Origin of the sequence: Pantanalinema sp., assembly GCA_036704125.1 — a bacterium.
Classification (GTDB): domain Bacteria; phylum Cyanobacteriota; class Sericytochromatia; order S15B-MN24; family UBA4093; genus JAGIBK01.
In genome coordinates this window covers 1-21,778 of sequence record DATNQI010000076.1, presented here as the reverse complement: position 1 = coordinate 21,778, position 21,778 = coordinate 1, and the positions used below count along the sequence as shown (strand labels likewise).

Annotated in this window: 17 protein-coding genes and 1 tRNA gene; 11 read left to right on the top strand and 7 right to left on the bottom strand. The window is 70.0% G+C overall.

What is annotated here, in order from left to right; translation table 11 throughout:
* Window positions 1-230: 230 nt before the first annotated feature.
* Complete coding sequence (locus V6D00_12100) at window positions 231-3,143, bottom strand: tetratricopeptide repeat protein (GenBank protein ID HEY9899917.1); 2,913 nt, start codon at window positions 3,141-3,143, stop codon at window positions 231-233.
* 173 nt (window positions 3,144-3,316) lie between these two features.
* On the opposite strand from V6D00_12100, the gene V6D00_12095 reads away from it, so the two are divergent.
* Window positions 3,317-4,849, top strand: a complete 1,533-nt coding sequence (locus V6D00_12095; GenBank protein ID HEY9899916.1) for a YifB family Mg chelatase-like AAA ATPase — start codon at window positions 3,317-3,319, stop codon at window positions 4,847-4,849.
* Window positions 4,850-4,886: 37 nt separating this feature from the next.
* On the top strand, window positions 4,887-5,495 hold the full coding sequence (locus V6D00_12090) for a triacylglycerol lipase (protein ID HEY9899915.1): 609 nt from the start codon (window positions 4,887-4,889) through the stop codon (window positions 5,493-5,495).
* Window positions 5,496-5,639: 144 nt separating this feature from the next.
* On the opposite strand, the gene V6D00_12085 is transcribed toward V6D00_12090, so the two are convergent.
* The gene (locus tag V6D00_12085) at window positions 5,640-7,556 is read right to left on the bottom strand and encodes an O-antigen ligase family protein (protein ID HEY9899914.1); all 1,917 of its coding nucleotides are present in this window, start codon (window positions 7,554-7,556) and stop codon (window positions 5,640-5,642) included.
* Between the two features lie 171 nt (window positions 7,557-7,727).
* Window positions 7,728-7,913, bottom strand: coding sequence for a hypothetical protein (locus tag V6D00_12080; protein HEY9899913.1), 186 nt, complete (start codon window positions 7,911-7,913; stop codon window positions 7,728-7,730).
* A 140-nt stretch (window positions 7,914-8,053) separates the two neighbouring features.
* Here V6D00_12080 and V6D00_12075 point away from each other — a divergent pair, with 140 nt between their 5' ends.
* The 3 genes from V6D00_12075 to V6D00_12065 all read left to right on the top strand — a co-directional run bounded on the left by V6D00_12075 (window position 8,054) and on the right by V6D00_12065 (window position 11,445).
* Complete coding sequence (locus V6D00_12075; GenBank protein ID HEY9899912.1) at window positions 8,054-8,875, top strand: carbohydrate ABC transporter permease; 822 nt, start codon at window positions 8,054-8,056, stop codon at window positions 8,873-8,875.
* A gap of 106 nt (window positions 8,876-8,981) precedes the next feature.
* Window positions 8,982-9,467 (top strand): hypothetical protein, encoded by a 486-nt coding sequence (locus V6D00_12070; protein ID HEY9899911.1) that lies wholly within the window; start codon window positions 8,982-8,984, stop codon window positions 9,465-9,467.
* A 169-nt stretch (window positions 9,468-9,636) separates the two neighbouring features.
* Entirely contained in the window at window positions 9,637-11,445 is a 1,809-nt protein-coding gene (locus tag V6D00_12065) for a long-chain fatty acid--CoA ligase (protein ID HEY9899910.1), read from the top strand.
* Window positions 11,446-11,454: 9 nt separating this feature from the next.
* Here V6D00_12065 and V6D00_12060 read toward each other — a convergent pair whose 3' ends face one another.
* Complete coding sequence (locus tag V6D00_12060; protein HEY9899909.1) at window positions 11,455-11,853, bottom strand: hypothetical protein; 399 nt, start codon at window positions 11,851-11,853, stop codon at window positions 11,455-11,457.
* 220 nt (window positions 11,854-12,073) lie between these two features.
* Between V6D00_12060 and V6D00_12055 the strand changes: the two genes are divergently transcribed.
* The 4 genes from V6D00_12055 to lgt all read left to right on the top strand — a co-directional run bounded on the left by V6D00_12055 (window position 12,074) and on the right by lgt (window position 18,598).
* Entirely contained in the window at window positions 12,074-14,647 is a 2,574-nt protein-coding gene (locus V6D00_12055) for a glycosyl hydrolase-related protein (GenBank protein ID HEY9899908.1), read from the top strand.
* Window positions 14,616-15,512, top strand: coding sequence for a M28 family peptidase (locus V6D00_12050; GenBank protein HEY9899907.1), 897 nt, complete (start codon window positions 14,616-14,618; stop codon window positions 15,510-15,512). The genes V6D00_12055 and V6D00_12050 overlap by 32 nt, the downstream gene beginning before the upstream one ends.
* A 94-nt stretch (window positions 15,513-15,606) precedes the next feature.
* On the top strand, window positions 15,607-17,742 hold the full coding sequence (locus tag V6D00_12045; GenBank protein ID HEY9899906.1) for an alpha-amylase/4-alpha-glucanotransferase domain-containing protein: 2,136 nt from the start codon (window positions 15,607-15,609) through the stop codon (window positions 17,740-17,742).
* A 4-nt stretch (window positions 17,743-17,746) separates the two neighbouring features.
* On the top strand, window positions 17,747-18,598 hold the full coding sequence (gene lgt / locus V6D00_12040; protein ID HEY9899905.1) for a prolipoprotein diacylglyceryl transferase: 852 nt from the start codon (window positions 17,747-17,749) through the stop codon (window positions 18,596-18,598).
* 66 nt (window positions 18,599-18,664) lie between these two features.
* Here lgt and V6D00_12035 read toward each other — a convergent pair whose 3' ends face one another.
* Together V6D00_12035 and V6D00_12030 are read right to left on the bottom strand one after the other, a co-directional pair.
* Complete coding sequence (locus tag V6D00_12035; GenBank protein HEY9899904.1) at window positions 18,665-19,075, bottom strand: hypothetical protein; 411 nt, start codon at window positions 19,073-19,075, stop codon at window positions 18,665-18,667.
* Between the two features lie 140 nt (window positions 19,076-19,215).
* The gene (locus tag V6D00_12030) at window positions 19,216-19,794 is read right to left on the bottom strand and encodes a hypothetical protein (GenBank protein HEY9899903.1); all 579 of its coding nucleotides are present in this window, start codon (window positions 19,792-19,794) and stop codon (window positions 19,216-19,218) included.
* A 391-nt stretch (window positions 19,795-20,185) separates the two neighbouring features.
* Between V6D00_12030 and V6D00_12025 the strand changes: the two genes are divergently transcribed.
* Window positions 20,186-20,878 (top strand): hypothetical protein, encoded by a 693-nt coding sequence (locus tag V6D00_12025; protein ID HEY9899902.1) that lies wholly within the window; start codon window positions 20,186-20,188, stop codon window positions 20,876-20,878.
* On the opposite strand, the gene V6D00_12020 is transcribed toward V6D00_12025, so the two are convergent.
* Window positions 20,854-21,540, bottom strand: a complete 687-nt coding sequence (locus V6D00_12020) for a response regulator transcription factor (protein HEY9899901.1) — start codon at window positions 21,538-21,540, stop codon at window positions 20,854-20,856. The two genes, V6D00_12025 and V6D00_12020, sit on opposite strands and share 25 nt — an antisense overlap.
* Before the next feature lie 95 nt (window positions 21,541-21,635).
* On the opposite strand from V6D00_12020, the gene V6D00_12015 reads away from it, so the two are divergent.
* A tRNA-Leu gene (locus tag V6D00_12015) sits at window positions 21,636-21,718 on the top strand.
* Window positions 21,719-21,778 lie beyond the last annotated feature (60 nt).

The following is a 21,778-nucleotide window of genomic DNA, read 5'->3' as shown; positions in this document are numbered from 1 at the left end:
GGCCCGCCGCGGCCGTCGCCAGCGCCGGGTGGTGCTGCTCGCCCCACGCCAGCAGCCAGGCGCCCAGCGCGACGCCGCCCCACAGCGCGAGGGGCGACAGGCGCTCGAGTTGGACGCGTAGACGCTGGCGAATGAGAGGGCTCCTGCTTCACGTATTGCTTACGAACGATGCAACGCCAGAAGAATGTCAATTCTTATGTGATAAACATATCACTCGGGCGGCTTTCAGATCAACCCGGCAGGGCCTCGAGCGCCTTCAGGTCCGGCAGGGCGCCGAGCGGGGCGAGCAGGGCGCGCGCCCGCTCGAAGGCGTCCTGTGCCTGCGCGCGCGAGCCCTTGGCCGCGAGGGCCTCGCCCCACGTCACCAGGCTGCGTCCGAGCTCCAGGGGATTGCCGAGGCGCTCGTTGAGCGCGACCGACTCGCCGGCGAGCGCGAGCGCGTCGTCGTGCCGCTCTTCGCGCCGGGCGAGCGTCGAGCAGCCCCTCAGCGCGATGGCGAGCGGCGCCTCGCGCCGGTGATGCCGGCTCAGGTCGCGGACGCGGGTGAGGAGCTTGCGGGCGCGCCGGTCGTCGCCCGCTTCCAGCGCGACCATGCCGTAGATCTGGTAGACCTCGCACAGGGTCTCCCCCTCGCCGACCCGCTCCAGGCGCGCGATCGCCTCTTCGAGGCAGGCGCGAGCCTCGGCGTGGGAGCCCCGGCGCGAGAGGGTGTTGCCCAGGTTGGAGAGGGCGACGGCGATGCCCGGCTGCTCGTTCATCTGGCGCTTGAGGGCGAGCGCGCGGCGGTAGCGGCGCTCGGCCTCCTCGAGCTCCCCCCGGTTGAGCAGGAGGTGGGCGGAGTTGTTGAGGACGAAGCTCTCGTGCAGGCGCTCGCCGAGCCGCTCGAAGGTGGAGAGCGCCCCCTCGAAGGAGGCGAGGGCCTCGTCCCAGCGGCCCAGCTCGTAGTAGGCGGCGCCCAGGTTGCTCAGGCTGCCCGCGACGGCGGCCTCGGCCCCCAGGCGCTCGCGCATGGCGAGCGCCTCCTGGTAGAGGGGCAGGGCGCATGCCGGCCCCTCGAGCCGGTAGGTGGCGATGCCCCACAGGCTGTAGGCCAGGGCGCGATCGTGGCTCGGCGAGTCCGACAGGTGTGCGAGGGCCTCCTGCGCGAGCTTCCGGCAGCGCTCGAAGGCGCCCTGGCGCAGGGCGAGCTGGGCCTCGGCCAGGACGAGGCTGGCATGCCCCCGCCGATCGACCGGGGAGAGGGCCGCTCGTCCCTCGTGCAGGTAGGCCGTGGCGAGGCCGTACTCGCCCTGGCGCTCGTAGGCGGTGCTCGCCAGCAGGGCGTGCTGGAGGCGCGACTCGCCCGCGAGCCGTCCCTGGAGGGCGCACAGGTGCTCGCAGGCTCGCTTCAGCTCGCCGCGGGCGCTCAGCACCTCGGCGAGCGAGAGGCGCAGGGGGTGGGCGTCGGCCTCCTCGGTCGCGAGCATGAGGGCCTGCTCGAGCAGCTGCTGGGCCTCGGCCAGCGCGTGGCGCTTGCGAGCCTGGTCGGCTGCCCTGCGCAGCAGGGGGCGGGCAAGGCTCGGCCGGTCGCTGCGCAGCAGGTGCGAGGCGACCTCGCCGAGCGGTGCGCCGGCGCGCTCGAGGCGCTCGGCGTGCTGGGCGTGCTGGGCCTGCCGGCGCTCGGGGGGGATGGCGTCGTAGGCGGTCTCGTAAAGAAGGTGGTGGCAAAAGCCGATCGACGAGGGCGAGCGGGCCGGGACCTCCAGGATCTGCGCCTGCTTGAGCCCGCCGAGGCCGTACTTGAGATCGAGGGGCGGCAGGACCTGGGCCAGCCGGTCGTGCTCGGCGACGGGCCCGGCGATCGCAACGGTCTCCAGCACCCGCCGCTCGATGGCGCTCAGGCGATCCAGGCGCCGGGCGAGGTGCCAGCGCAGGTTGTCGGGCACCTCGCGCGGCGCGAGGGGAGCGAGCTCGCTGGCCTGGGCGAACGCTTGAAGGTAGAGGGGATTGCCCCCGCCGCGCCGGCAGAGCCCCGAGCGGGTCTCGGCATCGGCCTCGGGGCGAAGGGCGGCCACCAGCTCCATGGCCTCGCCGGCTGCGAGCGGCCGCAGGGCGATCGCGACCTCGCCGATGCCCATGCCGCCGTAGCGCTGGTGGACCTCGCCGGTGCGCTCGGTCCCGAGGAGCATGAGCGGAGCGCGCTTGCCTCCGAAGGCGATCTCCGCGATGAGGCTGTCCAGCCACTGCAAGGAGGCCTCGTCGCTCCAGTGCAGGTCCTCGAGGGTCAGCACGAGCGCTCGGCGGTGCGCCTGTGCCAGGAGCCAGCCGTTGAGGGTCGAGAAGGCCCGGTACTGGAGGTGCTTGGGCTGGAGCGAGGAGCCCGCCTCCCGCAGGCCCAGCAGGTACTCGAGGTCCCGGCCCGCCTCGCCCAGCTGCTCGAAAAGGTCCGGGTGGGTCGAGAGCCAGCCGCCGACGAGCGAGCAGAGCATGCCGTAGGGGTGCGTGCTGCCGTCCGGCTGGCAGCGGGCGGTCGCGATCGCGTCCTCCGGGGCGAGGCCTTCGAGGAACTCCGCGAGCAGGCGGCTCTTGCCGATCCCGGCCTCGCCCTGGAGGCTCACCAGCAAAGGACCGCCCTTGCGCGCGGTCTGCCAGCAGGCGCGCAGCTGCGCAAGCTCGCTCGTGCGCCCGACGAACGGGAGCGCGCGCCGCGGCGCCGCGGCGCAGAGCCTGAAGCCGAGCGTTCCCGGCAAGGGCTCGAACAGCCACTCGGGATGGGCGATGCGCTGGAACGCCTCGGAGGCGACGATCTCGCCCGGGCGCGCCTGGGCGGTGAGCGCCGAGAGCAGGGCGCGGGCGCGATCGCTCTGCCGGGCCAGGCCGGGGCAGACGTGGAGCGCGGCGCTGTAGGGGCCGAGTCCGGGGCTCGCCATCAGGGCCTCGGCGAGCAGCACCGCTCGCCTGGGCGGGGCGTCCTGCCCGGCGGAAAAGCAGAGCAGCGTCGCCGGGCCCTCGGCCTCGAGCACCTGGGCGTCGAAGCGCGCGGCGGCACGCGCGAGCCCCGGATCCGGCACCGGGGGGGTGGGGTGGTGCGAGACGATCCAGGCCAGGGCACTGGGGGCGACCAGCCGTTCTTTCGATACGTTCGCGAGCTCGGACGTGGTCACGAGGCCCCCCTTTTGGCTCAAGGCGAGATCTCTCCGGTGGCGCGCTGTGAAGCAATCCTTTTTATTCTAGCATCCGTTCAAGAGAAAATTTAACAGTCGCGGGAAAGATGTTACGCAAATTTAAGTTTATTTATCATAAAATGTTAACAAGTTGGTCGGTCAAGGAGGGCGAGATGCTTGCGAAGGTTCACAGCGGGGCCGTGCTCGGAGTGGACGCCTACGTGGTGGAGGTCGAGGTCGACATCGCCAACGGCTTGCCCGGCTTCTCGGTGGTGGGTCTCGGGGACACCGGGGTCCAGGAGAGCCGCGAGCGGGTCAAGAGCGCGATCCGGAACTCGGGCTTCTCCTTTCCCGGCCTGCGCCTGACGGTCAACCTCGCCCCGGCGGACGTCAAGAAGGCGGGCCCAAGCTTCGACCTGCCCATCGCCTTGGGGATCCTCGCGGCCTCCGACCAGGTGCCCGCCGAGCGCCTGGCGCGCCTGCTCGTTGTCGGCGAGCTTTCCCTGGACGGGTTGCTGCGCCCGGTCAGCGGGATCCTGCCCATCGCGCTGGCCGCCGCGCGCGCCGGCTGCGAGGCGCTGGTCGTGCCCGAGGCCAACGCCCACGAGGCGGCCCTGGTCGAGGACGTTTCGGTCTACGGCGCCGCCTCGATCGCCCAGGTCGCCGCCTGGCTCAACGGCCAGGCCACCATGTGCGCCGCGCGCCTGGATCGCGGGGCCCTCTTCTCGCACGGGGCCTCGGAGCTGCCCGATTTCGAGGAGGTGAAGGGCCAGGCCTTCGCGAAGCGGGCCCTGGAGGTCGCGGCGGCGGGCGGCCACAACGTGATGCTCGTGGGTCCGCCCGGCTCGGGCAAGACCATGCTGGCCAAGCGCCTGCCGAGCATTCTGCCGCCGCTCGACGTGACCGAGAGCCTCGAAGTGACCAAGCTCTACAGCGTCGCGGGCCTCCTGCCCGCGACCAAGCCGCTCATCACCTCGCGCCCCTTCCGCTCGCCCCACCACTCCATCTCGCCGGCGGGCCTGGTGGGCGGCAGCTCGGTGCCGCGCCCCGGCGAGATCAGCCTGGCCCACCACGGCATCCTGTTCCTCGACGAGCTGCCCGAGTTTCGGCGCGACGTGATCGAGGTCCTGCGCCAGCCGCTCGAGGACGGGGTGGTCACGATCGCCAGGGCCTCGATGACGCTCACCTACCCGGCCCAGTTCACCCTGGCGGCGGCCCTGAACCCGTGCCCCTGCGGCTACCGCGGCGATCCCGTCCACCCCTGCACCTGCTCGCTCCATCAGGCCGAGCACTACTGGACGCGCCTCTCGGGTCCCTTGCTCGATCGCATCGATCTCCAGATCGAGGTGCCGCGCCTGAGCCAGGGGGACCTGATGGAGGGGGCCCTGAGCGAGCCGTCGGCCTCGATCCGCGAACGGGTGGTGGCGGCCCGCGAGCGCCAGCGCCGGCGCTTCGAGGGGCTCGCGGGGATCCACTGCAACGCCCGGATGACCTCGCGCCAGGTGCGTCACCACTGCGCCCTGGACGCGGAGGGCGGCGAGCTGTTGAAGCAGGCGATCGCGCGCCTGGGGCTCTCCGCTCGCTCCTTCGACCGGATCCTCAAGGTGGCGCGCACCATCGCCGATCTCGCCGGGAGCGAGGACGTGCGCTCGCCGCACGTGGCCGAGGCCATCCAGTACCGCACCCTCGACCGCACCCGGTCCTGAGCCGGGTGCTACGATGGGGGCGATGAAGGAGGGCGCCATGGTCGCCGATCTGCCGCCAAGTCCCAACCCCGTGCTCCTGGTGCACGGCATCGACGACACGGGCCGCGTGTTCGACGCGCTCGCCCCCAAGCTCAGGGCGGCGGGCTGGCACGTCGAGACGATCGACATGGTGCCGAACAACGGGGATGCGAGCCTCGCTCTGCTCGCCGAGCAGGTGGGCGACAAGGTCGCGCGCATGCGCGCGACGACCGGGGCCAGCCGGGTGGACCTGGTCGCCTTCAGCCTGGGGGGGATCGTGAGCCGCTACTACCTCCAGCGCCTGGGGGGCGCCTCGCAGGTCCAGCGCTTCGTCACCCTCTCGAGCCCGCACGCGGGGACCCTGATGGGCTACGTTCGCTGGAACCAGGGAGCCAGCGAGCTGCGCCGGGGCAGCGCCTTCCTGGCGGATCTCAACCGTGACTGGCACCAGACCGCGAGGCAGGTGCGGGTGACGAGCGTCTGGACCCCGCTCGATCTGATGATCGTGCCGGCCAACAGCTCGGAGCTTCAGGGCGCGCGCAACCTGACGGTGCCGGTCGCCCTCCATTCCCTGATGCTCGTCGACAACCGCTGCCACGCCCTGGTGCTCGAGGCCCTGAGGGACTGAAAAAAGGAACCCCGCCGGTGTGCGGCCGGCGGGGTCGGGTGAAGGGTTCCATCCGATGGGAGCAGTATCGGGCATGCGGCCCTGTCGGGCGAGAACGGTCGTCACGCCGGGGGCGTGATCCCGGAATCGCCCGCTTGGCCGCTCTTACTTCTTGGCGCCGGCGGGAACCGGGGTGCCCTTGGTGGCCTGGTCCAGGACCGCGAGGCGCTCGCTGACGGCCTTGGTGATGTCCAGCCCCGCCGGGAAGTAGTGAAGGGCGTTCTGGTACTCGGTGCGGGCCGCGTCGAGGCGGTTCACGCTCTCGTACACCCGCCCCAGGTAGTAGTGAAGGGTCACGTCGTCGTAGCTGCGCTGGGCGGCGAGCAGCTCCTTCTCGCTCTGGTCGAAGCGGCCGTAGACCGCGTAGATCAGCCCCATGAGCAGGCGCGCGTCACCGCGCTCGGGATCCAGCCGGATGGCCTGGTCGAGGACCGCCTGGGCCTCGGGGACCCGGCCCGCCTTGTAGAGCTCCTGCCCCTGCTTGGTGAACTTGTCCGCCTGGTAGGGGTTCCAGACGCTCCAGCACACGGCGAAGGTGACGAAGGCGATCGCGATCGGCAGGGCGTAGGTGTAGACCGCGAGCTGGGCCGGGCTGTACGCGGCCGGGGCCTGCGAGCTGGCAGCCCCCTCGCGCCGCTGCCGGGTCCAGACGCCGCCCGCGAGCCCCGCCACGCCCACGGCCAGGGCCGACGACGAGGCGATGTGGAAGGGGAAGCCGAAGATGCCCGAGCCCGCCATGGCGATCGCCCCGGTGATGCCGCCCAGCACCAGCATGCGCTCGCTAAGCGCGATTGCGGGGTGCCTGATCATCCACCAGGTGCCGCCGCCGGCGAAGCCGAAGAGGACGACGAGCCCCAGGATCAGTCCCAGGTAGCCGGTCTCGCCCGCCATCTGGATGAAGTCGTTGTGGGCCTGGACGTAGCGGTGGTGCATGGACGAGGGGATGGGCTGGCCGTTGAAGGTCTTCACCAGGTACTTGAAGTAGAGGATCTTGTAGGTCCCGAGGCCGTGCCCCACCACCGGCCGCTCGTCGGCCATGGTCCTGGCCACATGCCAGGCGTTGATGCGCTGCTGCGAGGTGTTGTCGGTGCCCGCGGTCTGGAGCTTGGCGATCGCCCGGTCCAGGCCGATGGTCTTGCCGCCGGCGGCCAGGCCGCCGAGCGCCACCGCGAGCCCCAGGGCCACGGCGATCCAGGTCTTGGCGCTCAGGCGGCGAATCGCCGAGCCGTAGTGCGCGAGGACCGCGACCGCGGCCCAGCAGAGGCCGATGGCGAGGCCCACCCAGGCGCCGCGGGTCTGGGTCGCCACCAGGCTGGCGCTGCCGACGAGGCCCGAGGCCACCAGCGCGACCGCGAGCACCACGCGCTCGCGCTTGGCCAACAGGGCCGAGCCCGCCAGAAAGAGGAGGGGGATGGCGGCGACCAGGTAGCCGCCGAGCACGTTCTGGTTGCCGAGCATCCCCGCGGCCGAGCCCAGCCGGGCAGGAGCGTCGAGGCCCGCGAAGTAGTTGAGGATCCAGGGCGCCTGGGGCAGGCCCCGGCTCAGGGCCATGAAGTCCACGTGCTGGTACTGCATCAGGCCGATCACGCTGTTGGCGACGAAGCCGAACAGGATCGGCACCATCAGCCGCCAGCGCAGCTTTGGCTCGCGGGCGGTGACGTCGCTCAGGGCGATCCAGAAGCCCAGGTAGGCGACCAGGTTCCACCAGCTCGCGAGGCCCAGGGGGGGCGCCGGCGAGCGCGGCACGGTCAAGAGCGTCCAGAGCCCCAGGAAGGCGATGGGGTAGAGCATGGGTACCTTGCCCACCTCGGCCCAGCTCCGGCCGAGGCAGCGCGCGACGGCCCAGAAGCACAGGGCAACGGCGATCAGGATCGAGGCGAAGGTGGCCTGGACCGTGCGGTACGCGTCCACGTTGTAGACGTTGATCAGGACCGGGGTGAGGCCGAGGATGAGCCAAGCGGCCCCCTCGAAGGCCCGATCGAGCCTGCGCACGACCGGGGAAGGGGTCTGGGGATTCGACAACGGAGGCGCTCCTTTGGCGATCGCGCGAGGTCGGCCGGTGGACGAAGGCTCGCGCGTGGGGCAACAGGGACCGCCCCCCATTATACTGGAATCATCCTTCTTGTCAGGGGGCGCGCCGACGACGCGCGCCCCGGCCAAGGGGCCGGGGCGCGATGGAGCGCGTGGCGTCGGTCAGACGGCCTGCTTGCGGTTCTTCAGAACCCCCTGGCGGATGGCGTCCTCGATGCTTCGCTCGCTGACTAGCCAGGAGCCGTGATTGCGCTCCCCCTCGAGGTGCCCGTCGGAGATGGCGTTGCGGATCTCGCGGGAGGTGATTCCGTAGGTGGCTTCGATGGCCTCGACCGACAGCTTTGACATGGGCTGCTGCTCCTTTTTCGCGATGGGTGGCGCGTCGACCTCGGTCCGGCCTGGCGCCCGGTTGCCTGTGCCCCTTATACCCTCGGATGCTTTCGATCTACCTATTTGCCGATCGTCGCCTCCAAGTCTAGAATGCTCCTATGAAGAAGCTCCGCGCCTGGCTTTTGGGCCTCGTCCTGCTCGCCCTGACCGCCGTGACGGTCGGCCCCTTCGCCTGGCTGCTCGTGACCGCCCTGAGGGGGCCCGGCGAGAACATCTTCGCCTACCCCCCCACCGTGTGGCCGGCCCAGCCGACCCTCGACAACTTCCGCCTGGTGCTCGAGGCGGTGCCGTTCGCGCGCTACTTCGCCAACAGCGTGGGGGTCAGCCTGGTCTCGGTCGTCCTCAACGTGGCGCTCGCGAGCCTCGCGGCCTACCCGCTCGCGCGCATGCGCTTCAGGGGCGCGGGCGGGATCGAGGCGGGGCTGCTCGCCACCATGATGGTGCCCCTGCCCGTCCTGATGATCCCGCTCTTCCTGCTGGTCAACCGCATGGGCCTCATCGACAGCTACGCGGGCGTCATCCTGCCCACCGCGGTCAACGCCTTCGGCATCTTCCTGATGCGCAACGCCTTTCTGGCCATCCCCCGCGAGCTCGACGAGGCCGCCATCATCGACGGGGCGAGCGCCTGGCAGGTCTTCTACCGGGTGCTGCTTCCGCTGGTGACCCCGTCGCTCGCGACGCTCGCGATCTTCGACTTCGTGGCCGCCTGGGGCGACTTCCTGTGGCCCCTCTTGGTCCTCAAGAACCCCGATCACTACACCCTGCCGGTGGGCATCGCCTACCTGGCGGGGACCTTCTCGGCGAACTGGCGCCTGATCGCGGCCGGGGCGGTGCTCGCGATCGCGCCGATCCTCGCGGTCTTCCTCGTGCTCCAGCGCTTCTTCGTCGAGGGCCAGACCTCGGGGGCGGTCAAGGGATAGCTTTACCGAAGCTTACCTTTCGCTTTTTTTCGCCTTTACCGAATCCGAGCCCGACCGGGCCATAACCTCCTCGAAGGATCCAATCGTTTCCGCAGGAGGTCCCCCCATGCCCAACGCCGTCGACAACTTCACGAATGCCTTTGCCCGCTACAAGGCGGCCACGGCGGCTCCCATCGGGCAGGTGGCTCCCGCTTCGCAGCCGGCCGTGCAGAGCCAGCAGAGCGTGAATCCCTACGCCTCGACCTACCAGCCTTCGACCAACCGCCCCGTGGCGGGCGGGGCTGCGGGCCCCATCTCGGTCACCCTGGAGTCCCTGCGCGGCCTGGTCAAGGACAAGGACTACGACGAGTTCGTCCAGAAGAAGGCCCCCGTGATCGATCAGGCCCTGCCCCTGGTGCTCGGCCTCGTCGGCCTGATCAAGGGCCAGGCGGATCAGCCGAAGCCCGCCCAGGCTCCTCAGCAGCCGGCCAACGTGGCCCAGACCTACGCCCCCGCGCAGGTCCAGGGCCAGCCCGAGTGGGCCGCCCAGGTCAGCCAGGGCATCCAGGGAGTCGCCGGGCTCGTCAACCTCATCGGCGGCCTCTTCAAGTAAGACCCGACGCGATCGCCTCGAGGCGCTCCCGGCACCCGCACATCGTGCGGGTGCCTTTTTCTTTGTGAAGGATTTGCACGAATTGTAAACTTCTTTTACAATGTCGAGCGACGGTTTTCACGACCGACCCGGCTTCGCGCGTCTTATTCAGAGGGGGGTAGCAAGACACATGGTCACCACCGTTCCTGCGATGTTCCAGGCGACGATCACCCGATTTGCCGAGCGACCCGCTCTGCTTGCAAAGGAGGGGGGACGCTACCGCAGCGCTTCCTACGGCGATGCCGAGCGCCAGGTGGACGCGCTCGGCGCCTACCTGGTCGAGAGCGGCGTCGGGATCGGCGAGCGGGTGGCCATCCTGAGCGAGAACCGCCCCGAGTGGGCGATCGCCGATCAGGCCGTCCTCGGCGTGGGGGCCGTCGACGTGCCCCTCTACCCCACCCTCGACGCCGATGCGATCGCCGAGATGCTCAACGATTGCGCCGCCTGCGCGGTCATCGCCTCAACCCCCGACCAGCTCGCCAAGCTGCGCGCGATCGCGCCGCGGGTCCCCTCCTTGCGCCTGGTCCTCGCCTTCGACGAGCCCCTCGAGCGCGCCGACGGCCTTCTGACCTACCACGAGGCGCTGGCGCGCGGCCAGGCGCTCCTGTCGCGCCACCAGGACGAGATCCGCAGCCGGCGCGAGATGCTGCGCCCGGACGATCTGGCCTCGATCGTCTACACCTCGGGCACCACCGGCACCCCTCGAGGGGCCATGCTCACCCACGGCAACCTCACCTCTAACGCCCACGCGGCGGCCTCGGCCCTGGGCCTGACGCCCGAGGACGTGGCCCTGTCCTTCCTGCCGCTGTCGCACGTCCTCGAGCGCAGCGCCTGCTACGCCTCGCTCGCGGTCGGGGCCTCGATCGCCTACGCCGAGCGCCTCGAGACCCTCGCCCAGAACCTCGCGGAGGTCCGGCCGACCTTCTTCTGCGCGGTGCCGCGGGTCCTCGAGACCTTCTACCGCCGCACCATCGCGCAGATCGAGGCCGAGGGCGCCCTCAAGCGCGAGCTGTTCTGGGCGGCGCTCGAGATCGGCGAGTTCTTCCACAAGGTCATGCAGGAGGAGGGCCGGGTGACCTTCCCGACCAACGCCCTCTACCATGCCGCCGATCGTCTGGTCTTCAAGCAGGTCCGCGAGGCCCTCGGCGGTCGCCTGCGCTTCATCGTCTCGGGCGGGGCCCCGCTCAGCGTCGAGCTCGGTCGCTTCTTCCAGGTCATGGGCGTGCCCGTGGCCGAGGGCTACGGCCTGACCGAGTGCGCGCCGGTCTTGACCCTCAACCCTCCCGATGCCATCAAGCTGGGGACGGTCGGGCGCGCCCTGCCGGGCGTGACCCTGCGCCTCTCGGCGGACGGCGAGATCGTCGTGCGCGGCCCCAACGTCATGAAGGGCTACTGGAACGACGAGGCCGCGACCCGTGAGGTCCTCGACGCCGAGGGCTGGCTGCGCACCGGCGATGTCGGCCACATGGACGACGAGGGCTACCTGAGCCTCGTCGACCGCAAGCAGGAGCTGCTGGCGCTCGCCGACGGCTCCAAGGTGGCCCCGCAGCCCATCGAGCAGCGGCTTCTCTCGCACGCGCTCGTCGCCCAGGCCATGCTGTTCGGCGAGGGGCGGCGCCACATGACGGCCCTGCTGGTGCCCGACCTCGGGGAGGCGGCGCGCCTGGCCGTGGAGGCCGGCCACGACTGGAAGAGCGATGCCGAGCTCGTCTCGCTTCCGCCGGTGCGCGAGGCGCTCCAGGAGGCGATCGAGGAGGTGAACGCGGGTCTCGCGTCCCACGAGCGGATCCGGCGCTTCCAGGCGATCGCCCACCCCTTCACCCCCGAGTCCGGCGAGCTGACCCCGACCTTCAAGCTGAAGCGCCGGGTGGTGGCCGACAAGTACCGCGAGGAGATCGAGACCCTCTACCGCGAGAAGGTCCTGGTCGAGGCGCGCTAGCGCGGGCGATCAGGCCTGAGCGAGGCGCGCGGCCATCGGCCGGATGTCCTCGATCGCGAACAGCAGGGCGCTTGCGCTGCGGGTCTTGCCCCCCTCGGGCGAGACCCGCGCGAGCACTTCCTGGCCGATCACGAGGTGCTCGAGGGCCTGGGCGGGCGTCAGCGCCCGCCCTTCGGCGTCCTGGAGCGTCCCGCCGGGACGCTCCGTCATGCGCTTGAGCAGGGAGAGGGCCTGGGTGGCCTCGCCCGACGAGAGGGCGGTCGCCGCCGCGCTCAGCGAAAGCCCGTCCGCTCGGCGCTGGGGCGCCGTCCCGTGGGGATCGGGTCGCTTGGAGTGCTCGTGGGCGCGCGGCGCCGGGGACGCCCACTGGGGGCGAGGGGTGTTCCCGTTTCCGACGAGGTTGCTCATGGCGGGCTCCTGTGGGTCGAGGGGCGCGATGGCGTTGGAGCTGAGACTCCGCTCAGGCCGCGTTCGGTTCCCGGCGCTTTTGGATCTCTTCCCCGGATCCGGCCGTTTAACGTGAACGAAACGAAGATTTCACGGCCCCCGCCGCCGCCTTTTCAATCGACCGAAACTCCGCTACCCTGTCTGGAATCGGCTTGACCATGATCAGCTAGGAGGGTGCCGCTTGCAGACCAAAGAAGTCGTCGTCGTCCCCCACACCCACTGGGATCGCGAGTGGTACCGCACCTTCCAGTCCTTCCGGCTGCGCCTGGTGGAGGTGGTCGATCGGGTCCTGGACCTGCTCGAGGCGGGCACCCTGCCGAACTTCCTGCTGGACGGCCAGACGGTGATGCTGGAGGACTACCTGGCCATCAAGCCCGAGAACCGCGAGCGCCTGGCAAGCCTGGTCGCCGCGGGCAAGCTCGCCATCGGCCCCTGGTACATCCTGCCCGACGAGTTCCTCGTCAGCGGCGAGAGCCTGATCCGCAACCTCCAGTTCGGCCGGCGCCTGATGGGGCAGTTCGGCGAGACGCGCTCGGTCGGCTACTTGCCCGACATGTTCGGGCACGTCTCCCAGATCCCCACCATCCTGCGCGGCTTCGGCATGGACCGGGCGGTGATCTGGCGCGGGGTACGCCTGGACGACGAGCAGTTCTGGTGGGAGGCGCCCAGCGGCGAGCGAATCGCGACGACCCTCTTGCCGAGCGGCTACTGCAACGTGCTCCTGTGGGGCGATCTGCCGCTCGAGGTGCGCATGGCGCGCCTCGAGGAGTTCGTCGACCTGCACCGGCACGACCGGATGCTCTTGCTCGCGGGCTGCGACCACCTGGCCCCCAATCCCGAGCTGCCGTCGATCATCCAGGCGATGCAGGAGCGGTGGGGCGAGGGGACGATCCGCCTGGGCCGCCTCGAGGACGCCTTCTTCGCCGTGAGCCCGCAGGCCCCGGTGGTGAAGGGCGAGCTGCGCTCCTTCGGCGTGGGCCTCGCCTATCTCCTGCCCGACGTCCTTTCGGCGCGCATGTACCTCAAGCAGGCCAACGCCGAGGTGCAGACCCTCTACGAGCGCTACGTGGATCCCCTGAGCGCCCTGGCCGGGCGGCTCGGCGTCGATCTGCCCGGAGGCTACCTCGAGGAGGGCTGGCGCAAGATCCTCCTGAACCAGCCCCACGACTCCATCTGCGGCTGCTCGATCGACGCGGTCCACCAGGAGATGATGGGGCGCTTCTCGGAGGCCCGCGAGCTCGGCCAGGTCCTCCTGGATCGGGCCATGCTGGCGCTTTCGCCGGTGGGCGATCGCCCGGGCGCCCTGGTCTACAACCCCCTCGGCCACCCGCGCAGCGGCCTGTGCGAGGTGGTGATCGACTGGCCGCGCTCCCTTGCGCCCGACGAGGCGCACCTGGTCGATGCGGCCGGCAACCCCGTGCCCTGCGTGCTGGATCGGGTGGAGGACACCGAGGCCTTCTACTCGGACATCGACCTGTTCCCCGACTGGCGCCAGGTGAGGCGCTTTTGCTTCAGCACGTGGCTGGATGGGGTCCCGGCCATGGGCGTCGAGCCCCTCTTCGCCGCGCCCGGCGCGCCGCAGGCGCTCGAGCCTTCCACCGCGCACGGCCCCAACAGCATCGCCAACGAGTCCCTGCGCCTCTTCGTCAAGGACGGCGCCCTCCACCTAGAGGACCTCGAGACCGGCGAAATCTACCCGGACGTCCACGCCTTCGAGGACGGGGCGGACGCGGGCGACGAGTACAACTACTCGCCCCCCGAGCGCGATCGCATCGTCACCAGCCAGCTCGAGCACTGGATCGTCGAGCGCGTCACCCCGGTCGAGGCGGTCCTCAGGGTGGTCTATCGCCTGGAGCTGCCGGAGGCCCTCACCCCGGATCGAACGGGGCGCAGCAAGCGCAACGTCGCCACCATCGTCCTGAGCCGCTTCACGCTGCGAACGGGGTCGCGGACGGTCGAGGTGACGACCGAGCTGGACAACCGGGTCAAGGACCACCGCCTGCGCGTTCGCTTCGGCACGGGCCTGACGGGTCAGGTCCGGGTCCTGAGCGAGAACCAGTTCGCCGTGACCGAGCGCGTGCCCACCACGCGGCTTCCCGAGCTGCCGGTGCAGCGTCACCACGAGGCCGCCCCCACCACCTTCCCCCAGCAGGGCTGGAGCGCCGTGGAGGGCGAGCGATCGCTCATGGTCGCGAGCGTCGGCCTGCCCGAGGCCGAGGTGGCCGCCGGGCCCGAGGGCGCCTGGGCGGTCTACGTCACCCTCCTGCGCTGCGTGGGCTGGCTCTCGCGCGACGACCTGCGCACCCGCGGCGGCGGCGCGGGCCCCCGGGTCGAGACCCCCGACGCCCAGTGCCTCGGGCCCCAGCGCTTCGCCTACGCGATCGTGCCCTACCGGGGCGACTGGAGCGAGGCCCGGCCCGAGGCCCACGCCTTCGGCGCCCCCTTCCTCGTCAGGGGCTTCGGCGGCGATCAGGCCCCGCTCTCGCGCGGAAAGCAGCTCGGCGATTGGCTCTCCATCGGGGATCCGCGCCTGGTCGTGAGCACCGTCAAGCGCGCCGAGGGCTCCGAGCACCTGGCGATCCGGCTGTACAACCCGACCGCGGCGGCAGTCGCGACCGACCTCGAAGTTTCGCTGCCGCACCGCGTAATCGCGCTGTCCGACCTGAGAGAGGCTCCCGGCCGCGAGCTGGGCTCGGGGTCGATCCGACTGGAGGTGGGCCCCGGTGAGATCGTCACCCTTCTGGTCATGGCTTAGCCTGACCCTGATCCTGGCGGCGAGCGCCGCGCAGGCGGCGCCCCCCGGCATCTCCGGGGCGGCGGCCTTCCGCCACCTGGAGGCCCAGGTGGCCCTGGGGCCGCGGGTGCCCGGCACCGACGCGCACGCCAAGGCGATCGCCTCCTTCGAGGCGGAGCTCGGGCGCTACGCGCCGCGCGTGGCGCTCGAGCGCTTCTCGGTCCAGGACGGCCCTCGGACCCTGGCCCTGACCAACCTGGTCGCGGTCTTCGGCCAGGGCAAGGGGGATGTCGCGATGGTCGCCGCCCACTGGGACTCGCGGCCGCGATCCGAGCAGGATCCGCACCCCGCCCACCGGCTCCAGCCGACCCCCGGCGCCAACGACGGGGCCTCGGGGGCGGCGGTGGTGCTCGAGCTCGCCCGCGCCCTCAAGGCCAGCCCGCCGCCGCGCGAGGTCAGGCTGGTGCTCCTCGACGGCGAGGACTGGGGGCAGACCCCCGAGACCATGTTCTACGGCTCGCGCGAGTACGTCCGGCGCCACCGGGGCGATCTGCCCGCCTGGGGGCTCTTGCTCGACATGGTGGGGGACAAGGACCTCGTGATCCTGCGCGAGGCCTACTCGGAGGCGCGAGCGGGCGCCCTGCTGGACCGGGTCTACCGGACGGCCGCGGCCATGGGCTACGGGGCGAACTTCCCCGACCAGGGCGGCCCCGCCATCGAGGACGATCACCTGCCCTTCCTCGAGCAGGGGGTGCCCTTCGTCGATCTGATCGACTTCGACTACCCCCAGTGGCACACGGTCCATGACCTTCCCGCGCAGTGTTCGCCTTCGAGCCTGGAGGCGGTCGGGAACGTGGCCCTGCGCCTTGTTTCGGCTCCGCGCTAGCCTCTTTCCGGCTCTGGCTGCTTGCCTTTCAGGATGGTATGGTGTCCTTGACGGCATCATCCATCCGGCCAACCGACTCCGATAGGGATTCTCCATGCTCCTCTCCGACAAGCCGACCATCAACTTCACCTTGGGGGTGCACAACCACCAGCCCTTCGGGAACTGGGACTGGGTCATCGAGGAGGCCTACGCCAGCGCCTACTCGCCCTTCCTCGAGGTCCTGGCGCGGCATCCCGGCGTCCGCGTCACGCTGCACTACTCGGGGGCCTTGCTCGAGTGGCTCCTGGAGCACCACCCCGAGTTCATCGCCAGGCTCAAGGCCCTGAGCGACGCCAAGCAGATCGAGCTCGTCACCGGGGGCTACCACGCGCCGGTGCTCGCCGTGATCCCGGACCGGGACAAGCGCGACCAGATCACGCGCCTGACCGAGCTGATCGCGGCCCAGTTCGGCGACGCCCCCGAGGGGATGTGGCTCGCCGAGCGGGTCTGGGAGCCCCATCTTTCCAAGCCGATCGCCGAGGCGGGGTGCGCCTGGACGGCCCTCGACGACTCCATCTTCAAGGCGGCGGGCCTGAGGGGCTCGCAGCTCTTCGGGTACTACCAGACCGAGGAGCAGGGCCGCATGCTCGAGCTCTTCCCCATCAACACCGAGCTGATGCGCCTCATCCCGTTCGAGGCCCCCGAGCGCGTGATCGAGTACCTGCGCGCCAACGCCTCGCCGGACGGCAACCGCATCGCCCTTTGCCTCGACGACGGCGAGAAGTTCGGCGTCTGGCCCAACACCCACAAGGCGGTCTACGAGAACGGCTGGCTCGATCGCTTCTTCCGGCTGCTCGAGGACCACTCCGACTGGATCAACTGCACCACCGTCCGGGACTACCGGGTGGGCCGCCGCCCCTTCGGCCGGATCTACCTTCCGAGCGCGACCTACGTGAAGATGCAGGAGTGGGCCCTGCCCCCCGAGGAGGCGAAGCTGTACGCCGAGGCGCGCGCGCAGCTCAACGAGCGCCAGGCCAACTTCCTGCGCGGGGGCATGTGGCGCAACTTCCTGGTGCGCTACCCCGAGAGCAACAACCTCCACAAGAAGATGCTCCTGGTGGCCGACAAGGTCGACGCCGCGGGCCGTCCCCCCGAGGCCCAGGCGGCCCTCTGGCAGGGCCAGTCCAGCGACCCCTACTGGCACGGGGTCTTCGGCGGGCTCTACCTTTCGCACCTGCGCTCGGCCAACTACCGCGCCCTTCTCAAGGCCGAGACCCTCTCGGACGACCTGATCCACCGGGGCGCGGACTTCCTCGAGGTGCAGGAGCGGGATTTCGACTGCGACGGCAAGCCCGAGGTCCTGGTCTCGAGCAAGCGACAGAACCTCTACTTCAACCTGGAGGGGGGCGCGCTTTTCGAGCTCGACTACAAGCCCCGCGCCTTCAACGTCCTGGACACGCTCGCGCGCCGCACCGAGGCCTATCACAGCAAGATCGCCCGCGCCACCACCCTCGAGGCCTTCCGCCGCGAGGGCGGCCTCAAGGCCATCTACGACGTGGTGCTCACCAAGGAGGCGGGCCTCGAGCGCTACCTGTTCCACGACTGGTACCGCCGCCTCTCCTTCCTCGACCACTTCCTGCATCCCGATTCGCGCCTCGACTCGTTCTACGACATGACCTACGGCGAGCAGGGCGATTTCGTGAACCAGGACTACGTCCTGACGCGCGAGGACGGCACCGACGAGGTGGCCCTGACCTTCAGGCGGGACGGGCACGTGTGGGTCGGATCCGAGTTCTGGCCGATCACCGTGAAAAAGCGCTTCGTCATCCCCAAGGCGGGCCCGGCCGTGACGCGCGTCGCCTACACCGTCGAGAACGGAATGGAGCGCCCGGTGAGCCTCTGGTTCGGGGTCGAGTTCAACGCCAATTTCCTGGCGGGCAACGCCCCGGACCGCTACTACTACAGCCCGGGCACCATCGTCCCCGACCCGCGCCTGGGATCCAGGGGCGAGCTTGCGGACCTCAAGGCCATCGGCATCAAGGACGTCTTCAACGGGATCGACTACCGCCTGAGCTGGGACCTTCCGGCGACGGTCTGGCGCTTCCCGGTCGAGACCATCTCCATGTCGGAGGGCGGCTTCGAGCGGGTGTACCAGAGCTCGTGCATGATGCCCCACTGGCGCCTGGAACTGCCCGCCAAGGGGGCGTGCTCCATCAACTTCGAGCAGCACCTTTCCGACGTGGTAGACTAGGACCATGCTTCAATTTCCACCGCTCAACCCGGTCGCCCTCCAGCTCGGCCCGTTAGACGTGGCAGGCCACACCCTGGGCCCCTTGCGGGTCCACTGGTACGGCGTGATGTACGGCCTGGGCTTCTTGCTCACCTACTTCATCGTCAAGGCCCAGGTGAAGCGCCGCGGCATCGTCCTTCCCGAGGGCGACGTGGCCGACTTCATCATGACCCTCATCATGGGCGTGATCCTGGGCGGGCGCCTCGGCTACATCCTCTTCTACAACCTCAAGGACTACCTGGCGCACCCGCTCGAGATCCTGGCGGTGTGGCACGGCGGCATGTCCTTCCACGGGGGCCTCGTCGGCACCATCGTGGCGGGCTGGTACTACTGCCGCAAGCACAAGCTGGGCTTCCTCGAGATGGCCGACATCGTGATGGTCGCGGTGCCGCTGGGCCTGGGCCTCGGCCGCCTCGGCAACTTCATCAACGCCGAGTTGTGGGGCCGTCCCACCGACCTGCCGTGGGGGATGGTCTTCCCGACCGATCCCATGGGCCTGCCGCGCCACCCCTCGCAGCTCTACGAGTTCGGCCTGGAGGGGATCCTGCTCTTCCTTGTGCTGTTCTTCATGAGCACGCGCCGTCCCAAGCCGGGCGTGCTGCTGGGGACCTTCCTGATCGGCTACGGGGCCATCCGCTTCTCGCTGGAGTTCCTGCGCAACCCCGACCCGCAGCTTGGCTTCGTGATCGGCAACCTGTCCATGGGCCAGCTCCTGAGCGTGCCGATGGTCGTCGGGGGCGCTGCGCTCATCGCCTGGGTCATGCGTCGCAAGGAGGGGGGCGCGAGCGCCCCTGCCGCCTCGGGCGCCGAGGCGTAGCCTCTTTCGTTTCAACGCCAATCGCCCCCACCCGGACAGGGTGGGGGCGATTGGCGTTCGGATGATTCAGGGGATCACCTTGCGGATCGCGTTGTTGTTCGTGTCCGCCACGTAGAGGACCCCCGCGGGGTCGCAGGTGAGCCCCATGGGGTAGGCGAACCTCGCCGCACTCAAGCTGCCATTGGCGTAGCCGTTGGCGTTGGGGCCGGAGGCGAGGGTGGTGACGACCCTCGCGGGGGTGACCTTGCGGATGGTTTGGTTCCAGCTGTCCAGGACGTAGAGGTTCCCCGAGCCGTCGAAGGCGAGCCCCCAGGGGCTCCTGAGCCTCGCGGCCGTCCCGATGCCGTCGGTGGAGCCCTGCGTCAGAGTGGGGTAGGCGCCGATGAAGGTGGTGACGGCTCCACCGGGGGTGATCCGGCGAACGGCGTGGTTGCTGTTTTCCGAGACGTAGAGGTCTCCCGAAGCGTCGAGGGCCACGGCACAGGGCTGTTGAAGGCCGCGCCCGTCCCCGAGCCGTCCGCCCAATCGGCAAAGCCGTTGCCTGCGATGGTGCTGACCGTCCAGTCCGACCCGTTCTTCGTGAGCATGCGGATGGCGTTGTTGCCGGTATCCGCGACCTAAAGGTTGCCCGAGCCATCGAAGACGAGCCCGCTGGGGCTATTGAACCTCGCGCTCGAGGTGGCCCCGTCCGAGCTGCCGTATGCACCGCCCACGAAGGTGGTGACGGGCTCCTCGAGGAAGGCGACATTGAAGGACCCGCTGGAGACGAGGCCGCCTGGGGTGACGGCGATGCCCGAGGCGCTGGCCTGGCCGTCGAAGGGACGGGTGCCGAGTAGCTTGACCTTGAGGGTGGCCATGGTGGGCCGGTCGTCGAAGGCGATGGGCGCGCTCAGCTGGGCCTGGGGAACCGTCGCGGCGAGGGCGACGCCGAGCTTGTTCGTCACGGGCTGCTCGTCGCTGCCGTCGAGGGTGAAGACCTTGACCACCAGGTGGTCCACGTCCGCGGCCACGTAGGGGGAGACGGTGGCCTGGATCGTCAGGCCGCCCGCCTGGATCCAGGGCCGCAGGTGCAGCTCCGCGCGGCCCTCGGCCACGCTACCGTTCGAGCGCCCGAGCAGCGAGCCGAACGGCAAGGACATGCAGCCTACGAGCAAGAACCTGCCCGCGAGCGTCGGGGCCAGGAGCTTGGATACCATGGGGCCTCCTGATGGGGTGCGACGGCGTATCGAGGAGGGAATCCGCGCGAGGCGGACAGACCCTCGTTTCGAGTCTATGAAATTCGCCTTCGCGGGTGAAAGAGGGCTTCCCTTCTGATTCTCGGGGGGTAACCCCCGATTGATCGGGGTATTATCCCAAGATGGGGAGGCGCATTTCCGCTATCACAGACGTCGCGCGCGATCGCGCCTTCATCCGCCGGGCACCCTACGCGCTGCCGGGCTGGGCCCTGCTTGCGATCGCGGTGCACTACGGCGTGACTGGGGCCTACAACCTGGTGACCGGGAGCATCGGCGCGGCCTGGCAGGCAACCCCGCTCATGGCCCTGCGCTGGGGCCTGCTCTCGTTCCTGGCGAGCCTCTCGCTACTGGCTTGCTTGCCCCTGCTGAATCGCCTGCGCGCCATGGGCCTGGACTGGACGCGACCGAGGCTCGGCAGCTGGGGGGCGTATACGGGATCTTCACGGCGGCCATCTTCGCCGGCTCGTTCATGCGCTCGGCCCTTGCGCCCTGGGCCCTCGGCGCTGCCCTCTCGCCGCGGACGTTCTGGCAAATGATGGGCCTTTTGGCCTTTTCGCTCCTCTCCACCCTCGCCGCGTGCGAGGTGTTCCTCGCGCGCCGGCGCACCCGCGTGGCCTGGCTCGCCGCCAGCGAGCGGCTGGAGCGGGACCTGGCGCGATCGTGCGCCGAGCTGGTCGAGACGGACGATCGCCTGCGGCGAGAGGCGGCCGAGCATCTCCACGGGGAGGTGCAGTCCCGCCTGCTGATGGCGTGGGCCCTCATGGACCAGGCCCTCGATCTCGCCTCGGTGCAGGGGGCGCGCAGGTTGCGGGTGGGGCTAACGGGCGATCGCGCGCAGGGCCTGACCCTGGACATCGAGGCCTGGGGCGAGGGGATCGACCTTGCGCGCGTGCGCCGCAGCCCGGGTTTTGCGCTGCTCGACGCCCGGGTGGCTCTCATGAGCGGGCGCTGGGAGATGCTCATCGCCAGCGACGTGAGGATCCGCGTGTGCGTCGTTTGCCCGCTGTCCGAGCCCGAGGCTCAGCTGGCGATCCCTCGCAGGTAGTGCAGGGCCGCCTGGACCCGGGCGTGAGTCTCGGAGTCGGCGGTGTCGATGCCGAGCTCGCAGTAGAGGACGCCGAGCTGGTTCTCGATGGTCTTCTCCGAGAGGCCCAGGCGCGCGGCGATCGCCTTGTTGCTGAAGCCCTGGGCGATGGACTGGAGCAGGGCCACCTGTCGCTCGCTGAGGGCCGAGCCTCCGGGCAGGGGGCTCCGGAAGTCCACGGCAAGACGCGGATCCAGAATGACGAGCCCGGAGGCCGCCCCCCGGATGGCGCGCTCCAGGGTGGCCACGTCCCGCACCGAGGTCTTGAGGAGGTAGGACCAGCCTCCTGCCTGTTCGGTGGGAACCGAGAGCAGGAAATCCGGCTCCCGGTGGTTGGAGAAGAGCATGATCCCCACCCCCGGCAGGGCCTGCCTGAGCGAGAGCCCCAGCTGCACGCCGTTGCGCCCCTTGCCCAGGTCGATGTCCAGCAAGAGGACATCCGGCATAAGGGATGGGATCTCGGCCTCGGCGCGATCGGCGTCGCCGAAGTCGGCGACGACCTCGAGACCCGGCAGGTTGGCGAGCGCCATGCGCAGCAGGTCCCGGAAGAGGTCGTCGTCCTCAACGATCACGAGGCGGATGGGGCGATTCGGGGCGTGAGAGGGGGTGTTCGTGCGCTTCATTCTAGCCTGTCCGCCCCCCTCGGCACTAAAAAATCGCCCCATTGCTTAAAAGGGGCTTTACCTCACCCCGGTCGTGTGTTATATTAAAGAGGTTCGCGGGAGTGGCGAAATGGCAGACGCGCATGCTTCAGGAGCATGTTGGGGCAACTCAGTGGAGGTTCAAGTCCTCTCTCCCGCACTCAAAACCGCCCCGGCTTAGGCCGGGGCGGTTTTTTCTTGCGCCCGCTCTCAGAAGCAG